The organism is Streptomyces sp. SID1328 (assembly GCF_009865595.1).
Classification (GTDB): Bacteria; Actinomycetota; Actinomycetes; order Streptomycetales; family Streptomycetaceae; genus Streptomyces; species Streptomyces griseoluteus.
In genome coordinates this window covers 1-8487 of sequence record NZ_WWKH01000993.1, presented here as the reverse complement: position 1 = coordinate 8487, position 8487 = coordinate 1, and the positions used below count along the sequence as shown (strand labels likewise).

General features: G+C 71.8%; 9 protein-coding genes and 3 pseudogenes. 3 read left to right on the top strand and 9 right to left on the bottom strand.

Annotated features, from left to right (window positions below; all coding sequences use genetic code 11):
* Nucleotides 1–194, top strand: a pseudogene (locus GT030_RS32085) (hypothetical protein); the annotation flags it as partial.
* On the opposite strand, the gene GT030_RS32080 reads toward GT030_RS32085, so the two are convergent.
* The 7 genes from GT030_RS32080 to GT030_RS32050 form a co-directional block, all read right to left on the bottom strand.
* The gene (locus GT030_RS32080; protein ID WP_161204090.1) at nt 191–712 is read right to left on the bottom strand and encodes a hypothetical protein; all 522 of its coding nucleotides are present in this window, start codon (nt 710–712) and stop codon (nt 191–193) included. The pseudogene GT030_RS32085 and the gene GT030_RS32080 sit on opposite strands and share 4 nt — an antisense overlap.
* A 125-nt stretch (nt 713–837) precedes the next feature.
* Nucleotides 838–1521, bottom strand: a complete 684-nt coding sequence (ung, locus tag GT030_RS32075; RefSeq protein WP_161204089.1) for a uracil-DNA glycosylase — start codon at nt 1519–1521, stop codon at nt 838–840.
* 82 nt (nt 1522–1603) lie between these two features.
* On the bottom strand, nt 1604–3193 hold the full coding sequence (locus GT030_RS32070) for an ABC transporter substrate-binding protein (protein ID WP_161204088.1): 1590 nt from the start codon (nt 3191–3193) through the stop codon (nt 1604–1606).
* Between the two features lie 194 nt (nt 3194–3387).
* On the bottom strand, nt 3388–4149 hold the full coding sequence (locus GT030_RS32065; RefSeq protein WP_161204087.1) for an SDR family oxidoreductase: 762 nt from the start codon (nt 4147–4149) through the stop codon (nt 3388–3390).
* Nucleotides 4150–4186: 37 nt separating this feature from the next.
* Nucleotides 4187–4948: a 3-oxoacyl-ACP reductase FabG gene (gene fabG / locus GT030_RS32060; RefSeq protein WP_161204086.1), complete on the bottom strand. Its 762-nt coding sequence runs from the start codon at nt 4946–4948 to the stop codon at nt 4187–4189.
* 144 nt (nt 4949–5092) lie between these two features.
* Complete coding sequence (locus GT030_RS32055) at nt 5093–5542, bottom strand: DUF3037 domain-containing protein (protein ID WP_161204085.1); 450 nt, start codon at nt 5540–5542, stop codon at nt 5093–5095.
* Complete coding sequence (locus GT030_RS32050) at nt 5539–6303, bottom strand: HipA family kinase (RefSeq protein ID WP_161204084.1); 765 nt, start codon at nt 6301–6303, stop codon at nt 5539–5541. Before GT030_RS32050 ends, GT030_RS32055 begins: the two co-directional genes overlap by 4 nt.
* A gap of 72 nt (nt 6304–6375) precedes the next feature.
* Between GT030_RS32050 and GT030_RS32045 the strand changes: the two genes are divergently transcribed.
* Complete coding sequence (locus GT030_RS32045; protein WP_161204083.1) at nt 6376–6765, top strand: VOC family protein; 390 nt, start codon at nt 6376–6378, stop codon at nt 6763–6765.
* Nucleotides 6766–6823: 58 nt separating this feature from the next.
* Nucleotides 6824–7012 (top strand): annotated as a pseudogene (locus GT030_RS32040) (cytochrome P450); the annotation flags it as partial.
* 41 nt (nt 7013–7053) lie between these two features.
* Here the strand turns inward: GT030_RS32040 and GT030_RS32035 are convergent.
* On the bottom strand, nt 7054–8349 hold the full coding sequence (locus GT030_RS32035; protein WP_161204082.1) for an MFS transporter: 1296 nt from the start codon (nt 8347–8349) through the stop codon (nt 7054–7056).
* A pseudogene (locus GT030_RS36920) lies at nt 8346–8477 on the bottom strand (transcriptional regulator); the annotation flags it as partial. The gene GT030_RS32035 and the pseudogene GT030_RS36920, both read right to left, overlap by 4 nt.
* Between the last annotated feature and the right edge of the window lie 10 nt (nt 8478–8487).

Here is an 8487-nt window from a genome sequence, read left to right as displayed (position 1 = left end):
CGCCCGAGCCCCGGCGCACCCCCGTCGCCCCCGCCCCGCGCCGGGCGTACCCGGACCGTCCGCGCGCCGACACCCCGCACGCGCCCCGCACGGTGCCGCAGATCCCGAATGTGTGCGCGCTGGGCAAGAAGTACGGCGGCTGGCCCAAGAACAGCCCGCAGTCGACGATCTGCGAGCGGGCGTACGGGCGTTAGCGCGTCGGCCGCTGTCTCGGCGGCCCCCAGCCGTCGCCCTCCGAGGGGCCGGTGTCGGGAAGGCGGAGTTCCAGGCGGGTGATCGCGGCCCGGACGGCGGTGCCGTAGCCGTCGTCGGGGAGGGCGCCGGCCGCGCGGCGGGCGTGACGGAGGTGGGTGCGGGCGGCGTCGGCGCGGTCCAGCTTGAGGTAGTCGGCCGCGAGACTGAGGTGCAGCGAGGGGTAGAAGCCGCGCACGCTCGCGGGATCGGCGCCGGGGCGGCCGTCGGTCAGCTCGTCGGCCGCCGACAACGCCCTGAGATCCCAGGCGAGTTCGTCCACCGGGTCGTCCTGGGTGTCGGCCAGGTAGTGGGCGAGGGTGCAGCGGTGCAGCGGGTCGCCGGCTTCGGCAGTCTCGGCCCACAGCTCCAGCAGCCGGCGCCGGGCCTCCTCGCGGTCGCCGCCCCGGTGCAGCATGACGATCTGCCCGATCCGGGTGAGCAGGGCATCGGGCGCCGTCTGTTCCTGTCGCTCCGCCACCGCGCCCTCCGGACCCGTCATCCGGCCGCTCGTCGGCCGTCCGCCCATGACGCTAACCGCAGCCGGCGGCGATACCGGGCAGGCGGCCCCGGACGGAACGGTGAGACCGCCTGGCCGGTCCCCGGTCAGCCCAGGTCGGGAATGCGCCAGTCGATCGGCTCGTGGCCCTGCGCGGCGACGGCCTCGTTGATCTGTGTGAAGGGGCGCGAGCCGAAGAACTTCTTCGCGGACAGCGGCGAGGGATGCGCCCCCTTGACGACCACGTGCCGCGTCTCGTCGATCAGCGGCAGCTTCTTCTGGGCGTAGTTGCCCCACAGCACGAACACCGCCGGGTCGGGACGGGAGGCCACCGCGCGGATCACCGCGTCCGTGAACTTCTCCCAGCCCTTGCCCTTGTGCGAGTTGGCCTCGCCGGAGCGCACGGTGAGCACCGCGTTCAGCAGCAGGACGCCCTGTTCGGCCCAGGGCATCAGATAGCCGTTGTCCGGGACGGGCAGGCCCAGCTCCTCGTGCATCTCCTTGTAGATGTTCCGCAGCGACGGCGGGGTCTTCACACCGGGCCGCACCGAGAAGCACAGCCCGTGCCCCTGGCCCTCGCCGTGGTACGGGTCCTGGCCGAGCACGAGCACCTTGACCTTGTCGTACGGCGTCGCGTCCAGCGCCGCGAAGACCTCCTCGCGCGGCGGGTAGACCGGACCCTTCGCCCGCTCCTCCTCGACGAACTCCGTCAGCTCCTTGAAGTAGGGCTGCTGGAGTTCGTCGCCCAGAACGCCCTGCCAGGACTCGGGCAGCATGGCGATGTCGGTCACGTCGGTGTCCCTCACGGTCGGCGGTCACTTCCAAGGCTTCAGAACCTACAGCCGACCACTGACAACGCCGACGGCAGGCCGCTCACCAGCTCGTCTTCCGGTTCAGCTCCCACATCATCATGATCGTCGAGGGGTCGAGGGCTCGCTCGCCGCCGGAGATGTCCTCACTCGCGGCGATGTACTGACGCCCCTGCCACAGCGGGATCAGCCGGGCGTCCTCCACCATGATCCGCTGGGCGGCCGTCAGGTCCTTCACCACCTGGGCCCGGTCCCCCTGCGCCCGCGACCGGGGCAGCAGCTCACCGGTTATCTTCTTGCTCACGTAGGGGGTGCCGAGGGCGTTGTGCTCGCCGACGAAGGGCGCGATGAAGTTGTCCGCGTCGGGGAAGTCCGGGAACCAGCCCCGGCCGAACACCGGGTACTCCCCCTTCTGGTAGCCGGTGACGTAGGTCTTCCAGGGCCGGGCGCGCAGGGTGATGGTGAACAGCCCGGAGTCCTCCAGTTGCCGCTTCAGCTCCCGGAACATCACGCCGGTCTCGGAGCCGTAGCGGTCGGAGGTGTACCAGAAGGTGAGCGGGACCCGCTGCTTGATGCCCGCCGCGGCGAGGATCGCGCGGGCCTTGCCGGCGCTGGGTTCGCCGAAGTGGTCGAAGTAGGAGGTGGCGTGGCCGGTCAGGCCCTTGGGGACCATGGAGTACAGCGGTTCGACGGTGTCCCGGTACACCTTGTGCGCGATGGCACCCCGGTCCACGACCTGGGCTATGGCCTTGCGCACGGCAACGTTCCCGGCCCAGCGGTCCTTGGGGTTGAACACCAGGTAGCTGATGTCGGTGCCGGTGCCGTCCACCAGTTGCAGCCCGGCCGGGGACTGCTGCTGGAGGGTGAGGATGTCGTTGGCGGCGAGTCCCCGGTAGGTGACGTCGATGCTCTTGTCGCGCAGCGCCTCGACCATCGCGGCGGAGTCCTGGAAGTACCGGATGGTCACCGCCTTGTTCTCCCGCTCGGCGAAGCCCTCGTACCGGTCGTTGCGCACCAGCACGGCCTGCTTGCCCTCGTCGTAGGACTCCAGGCGGTACGGGCCGGAACCGTGCACGTCGCCGTCCTTGCGCAGCGAGTTGGCGGGGTACTCGCGCGGGTCGACGAGGGACATGGCCGGGGTGGCGAGGACGAACGGGAAGGTGGCGTCGGGCCTCTTGAGGTGGAAGACGATCTCCCGCGCACCCGTGGTCTCCACCCGGTCCAGCCCCTCCAGCAGTCCGGCGGGGCCGCTCGGGGCGTTGATGGTGCGGATGCGGTCGATGGAGTGCCGGACGGCCTCGGCATCGAGCGGGTGGCCGTCGGCGAACTTCAGCCCGGCACGCAGCTTGCAGCGGTAGGTGCGGCTGGTGGAATCGGTGAAGGAGCAGCTCTCCGCGGCGTCCGGCTGGGGGGTGGTCGCGCCGTTCGGGTAGGCCAGGAGGGTCTGGAAGACGTTGCGGAACAGTTCCCAGGAGCCGTCCCACGCGCCCGCCGGGTCCAGGGTGCTCGGCGCGCTGGTCGTCCCCACCACGATCGGGCTGCTGTCGTCCGGGCCGCCGTCGGAGAGCAGTCCGCAGCCGGGCAGCAGGGTGATGAGGGAGGTCAGGGACACGGCCGCCGCGACCCTGCGCCGGACTCTGTTCCGCTTGAACACGCGCTCGCTCCTCGATCCGCCGTACCAAGGTCGGCAGACCATACCGCAGCACCGGACCTCGTGAACCTCCTCTGAAACATGGGTTGTTGATCAATTTCGGATGACTACGTTGTCATGCGGCGGCCCCGCCTGGAACGCGTACGGGCGCCGCTCCCCCTTGAGGGAACGGCGCCCGTGGTGGCGCGGGCCGGGGGTCAGCCCACCCCGGCGTTGAGGAAGATGCCGCCGTCCACGACGAGCGTCTGACCGGTGACCCAGTCGGACTGCGCGGAGGTGAGGAAGGCCGCGGCCCCGCCGATGTCGGAGGGGACGCCGAGCCGGCCGAGCGGATAGGAGGCGGCCGCCTCCTCCTCCCGGCCCTCGTACAGGGCCTCGGCGAACTTGGTCTTCACGACCGCCGGGGCGATCGCGTTGACCCGCACCTTGGGCGCGAACTCGTGCGCGAGCTGCTGGGTCAGGTTGATCATCGCGGCCTTGCTCACGCCGTACGCGCCGATGAACGGCGACGGCGCGAGGCCGGCGACGGAGGCGATGTTGACGATCGCGCCGCCGTTCTCCCGCTGCCAGGCGTGCCAGGTCTTCTGGGCGAAGCCGAGCGCCGAGATCACGTTGGTCTCGAAGACCTTGCGGGCCACGTCCAGGTCGACGTCGGCGATGGGGCCGAAGACCGGGTTCGTGCCCGCGTTGTTGACCAGGTAGTCGACGCGGCCGAACGCCTCCATGGCGCGTTCGACGGCCTCGGTCTGGTGGGCGAGGTCGTGGGCCTTGCCGGCGACGCCGATGACGCGGTCGGCACCGAGCCGCTCGACGGCCTCCTTCAGCGCCTCCTCGTTGCGGCCGGTGATGACCACGCGGTCACCGCGTGCCACCAGGGCCTCCGCGACGCCGTAGCCGATGCCCCGGCTGGCGCCCGTGACGAGCGCGGCCTTGCCGGAGAGTGCGGGGAGTTCAGTCATGTCCGTGTGCTCCAGGGTTCCTCGGGGTCCGGACCGGCTAGTCGAGCGGTCCGCCCGCGACGTACAGCACCTGGCCGGAGACGAACCCGGCCGCCTCGCCGGTGAAGAAGGCGATGGCGTTGGCGATGTCCTCGGGCTCACCGACGCGCTGGACCGGGATCTGGGTGGCGGCGGCCTTCTTGAAGTCCTCGAAGCCCATGCCCACGCGGTCGGCCGTGGCCTTGGTCATCTCGGTGGCGATGAAGCCGGGGGCGACGGCGTTGGCGGTGATGCCGAACTTGCCCAGCTCGATGGCGAGGGTCTTGGTGAAGCCCTGGAGACCCGCCTTGGCGGCCGAGTAGTTGGCCTGGCCGCGGTTGCCGAGCGCGGAGGACGAGGACAGGTTGACGACCCGGCCGAAGCCCGCGTCCACCATGTGCTTCTGCACGGCCTTGGTCATCAGGAACGAGCCGCGCAGGTGCACGCCGAGCACGGTGTCCCAGTCGGACACGCTCATCTTGAACAGCAGGTTGTCGCGGAGCACTCCGGCGTTGTTGACCAGGATGGTGGGCGCGCCCAGCTCCTCCGCGATCCGCGCGACGGCCGCCTCGACCTGCGCCTCGTCGGAGACGTCGGCGCCGACCGCGAGGGCCTTGCCGCCCGCGGCGGTGATCTTCTCGACGGTGTCCTTGCAGGCGGCCTCGTCCAGGTCGACGACGGCGACGGCGTGACCCTCGGCGGCCAGCCGTACGGCGGTGGCGGCGCCGATGCCGCGCGCCGCGCCGGTGACTACCGCGACCCGCTGTTCAGTGGTGGACATTGCTGCTTCTCCTCGCCCTTGAGAGAACCCGGCCGGTCCGGACCGGACCCGCCGTGCGGTGAGCGACCGCTTAGTACCTTCAGCACCCGTGACGCTAGAAGCCCTGGCACCCGGTGTCAACGGGACACCGGGCGGTGTGATCCATTACCTCACCAGGAGGTCCAGCAGCCGCTCCGTCTCGGCCACCGGGTCGGCGGTCAGCCCGGTGTGCACCGGTCCGGGCCGCACCACCGTGGAACGGGGCGCGATCAGCCAGCGGAAACGCCGCCCGGCGTCGTCGCCCGCCGCCTGCCCGGCGTCCTCCCCGCCCGCGCAGATCCGCTCCACGGCGCCGAGCGCGGCGCGCACCCCTTGCACGTCCGCGTCCGGGTCGAGCGCGAGCAGCCGGGGCTCGTCCAGGTGGGTGCGGGCGCCGACGTAACCGCGGGCGCGGCAGTAGACGATCACGCCCGCGTTGATCCGCTCACCGCGCTCGACGCGGGGGACGACCCGCAGCAGGGCGTACTCGTACACCTCGCGGTCGCCGCCCTGCCCGCCCCGGATGATGTGGCGCTCGACCACACTTCCGGCCATGTGAATGTGGTGCTCGCTCACTTGCTCTCCTTGAGGCCCTCGATGCGTTCGTGGACGGTGCCCGCGCGGGCGAGCAGCGGGCGCGCGTAGGCACGGCGCAGGTCGTCTGGCGTGTCGAAGCCGGGTTCGTCGGCCAGCCAGGCGTCGGGGATCCGGGCGGTGACCTCGGCGAGCAGTTCCTCGGTGACCAGGGGGGCCAGGTCGGCCGCGGCGGCGCCGACGTCGGGGGTGAAGCGGGCGAGGGCGTGGTCGGCGGCGTCGTAGGGCCGGGCGGCGGAGGCGTCGACGGAGGGCCAGTTGTGGTGCCAGATCATGGTGGCGCCGTGGTCGATGAGCCACAGCCCGCCCCCCTGCACCAGAAGGTTGGGGTTGCGCCAGGAGCGGTCGACGTTGTTGACCAGCGCGTCGAACCACACGATCCGGCCCGCCTCCCCGGGGTCGACGGGGAAGGCGAGCGGGTCGTAGCCGAGGGCGCCGGAGAGGAAGTCCATGCCGAGGTTGGCGCCCCCGCTGGCGCGCAACAGGTCCTGCACCTGCCGCTCGGGCTCCCCCAGTCCGAGCACGGGGTCCAGCCCTACGGTCACGAGGCCGGGCACCCGGAAGCCGAGGCGCCGGGCGAGTTCCCCGCAGACGACCTCGGCGACCAGGGTCTTGCGGCCCTGCCCGGCGCCGGTGAACTTCAGGACGTAGAGGCCGAGATCGTCGGCCTCGACGAGCCCCGGCAGCGAGCCGCCCTCACGCAGGGGCGTGACGAACCGGGTGGCGGTGACTTCGGTCAGCATTTGCCCAGGCTATCTCGCGTACGACGGCCCTCCCCGGTCCGTGCTGCGGCGCCCCCCTGGCAGGATCGGCGCATGACGAACACTCCGCTGCGGATCAACGCCCTCATCGTCGACGCCACCGACCCCGAGCGGCTCGCCGCGTTCTGGTCCGAGCTGCTCGGCAGGCCGGTCGTGGGCCGCACGGGCCCCTACGTCTGGCTCCGGCGCGAGGACGGCCTCGGCCTCGGGTTCCAGCGGGCCGACGGCCCCAAGTCGGGCAAGAACCGCATGCACTTCGATGTCACCGCCGCCGACCCGGCCGCCGAGCAGCGGCGCGTGGAGGCGCTGGGCGGGCGCCGGCTGACGGAGTACGACGAGGGCGGGTTCCTGGTGATGGCGGACCCGGAGGGCAATGAGTTCTGCATCATCCCCGACGGCCCCTTCGAGCTGGACGACGACGGCCGCGCCCACTACCTCGGCTGACCCGCCGCCCTACGATCGGCGGCGCACCCCTCCCGGCCGTACGACCGTCAGGAGCACCATGGAGACGTCGCCCTCCGAAGTCCCGCACCGCCTGGATCCCGCCGGGGGCTGCCCGCACGCCGACAACGCCCGACTGCTGGCCCTCGGCGCGGTGGCGCCCGTCGAACTGCCCGGCGGGATCGAGGGGATGGCCGTGCTGGGCCACGACGCGCTGCGTGAGTTCCTCCAGCATTCCGAAGTCGCCAAGGGCGTACGCACCCGACGTTTGTGACGCCTTCGCGGCAGGCGTCACAACACGTCGGGTGCACTCTCCTGGGCGGGACCCTCGGATGCCGGGTGATCCGGACCGCCGGCCGGGGCGGCGGCCCCCAGCGCCGCTTCGACCCGGCGGTTGCTGGTCATGGTTGCCGTGACGGCCGTCATCGCCAGGAGGAGGACGGCGGCGGCGTAGAGCGGGGTGCGGATGTCGTAGGTGGTGGCCAGCCAGCCGCCGAGGAAAGCCCCGATGGGGGCGGCGCACATGGCCAGCATGCGGGAGGTGGAGGCGACCCGGCCCATGAGGTGGGCCGGGACGATCGCCTGTCGGAGGGAGGGCCCGAGCACCATCGTGGCGCCCATGCCGGCCCCGCAGACGGCGAGCGCCAGCCCGGCCACGTACGGGTTCGGGGCAGCGGCCAGGCCCAGGATGGCAAGCCCTTCGACGGCGGCTGTGCAGGTCAGTGCGGTGCCAGTGCCGAGTCGTCGGCCGAGGTAGGAGGCGATGCCTGCACCGAGCAGGCCACCGGTGGCCTCCGCCGTGAGGAGCAGGCCGAAGCCGTAGGTGTCGATGCCGAGGCGGTCGTGCGCGAAGAGTGCGAGGACGGTCTCCACAGCGAGGAAGGCGACGTTCCCGACCGCTGGGCGGAGCGCGAGCCCGAGCAGCAACTGGTCCCGGAAGACGTACGAGGCCCCGGCCCGCGCCTGCCGAAGCAGCGACTCGCGGACCTTCGGCACGGGCCGTGGCATGGCGGGAAGCGACCGTACGAGCAGTGCGGAGAGCATGAACGACACCGCGTCGGCGAGCAGCGGAACCGAACGCCCGAGCGCGAGCAGCGCACTGCCCGCAGGCGGCCCCGCGAAGCCGGACATGGCGGTCTGGGCCCCGCGCAAGCGAGAGTTGGCTCGCTCCAGGAGTGCGGGGTCGCGGCCGAGCAGATCCGGCAGATAGGCCGTGGCGGCCGTGTCGAAGAAGAGTCCGCCGAGGCCGAGCAGGAAGGCGACGGCCGCGAGCAGCGGAATGCTCAAGCCGTCGAGCGCTGCCGCTGCCGCCGGTATCGCGAGCAGCACCGCACGCGCCGCGTCCATGACCCACATCGTGCGCCGGCGGTCCCAGCGGTCCACCAGCGCACCGCCGAGCACCCCGAAGAGCAGCCACGGCAGCGTCCCGGCGGCCGTGACGACGGCGAGCGCCATCGGATCCCGCGTCAACGTCAACGCGAGCAGCGGCAGCGCGGCATGCGACACCCCGTCACCAAGCGAGGACACCGTCTGCGCAGTCCACAGCCGCCCGAACCCGGTCGGCAACTTCCGGACGTCTGAGGTCACCTGGCGCCTCCCGCAGCCTGCTCGCGCGGCGCCGGGTGAAACAGTGCGAAGACGAGTGACGCGTCCGGCAGCGACGGATCGGACAGCTCCCGGTACTCGTCCGCCAGTGCCTGCAGCCGCGCCCCCAGCTAGATCGGA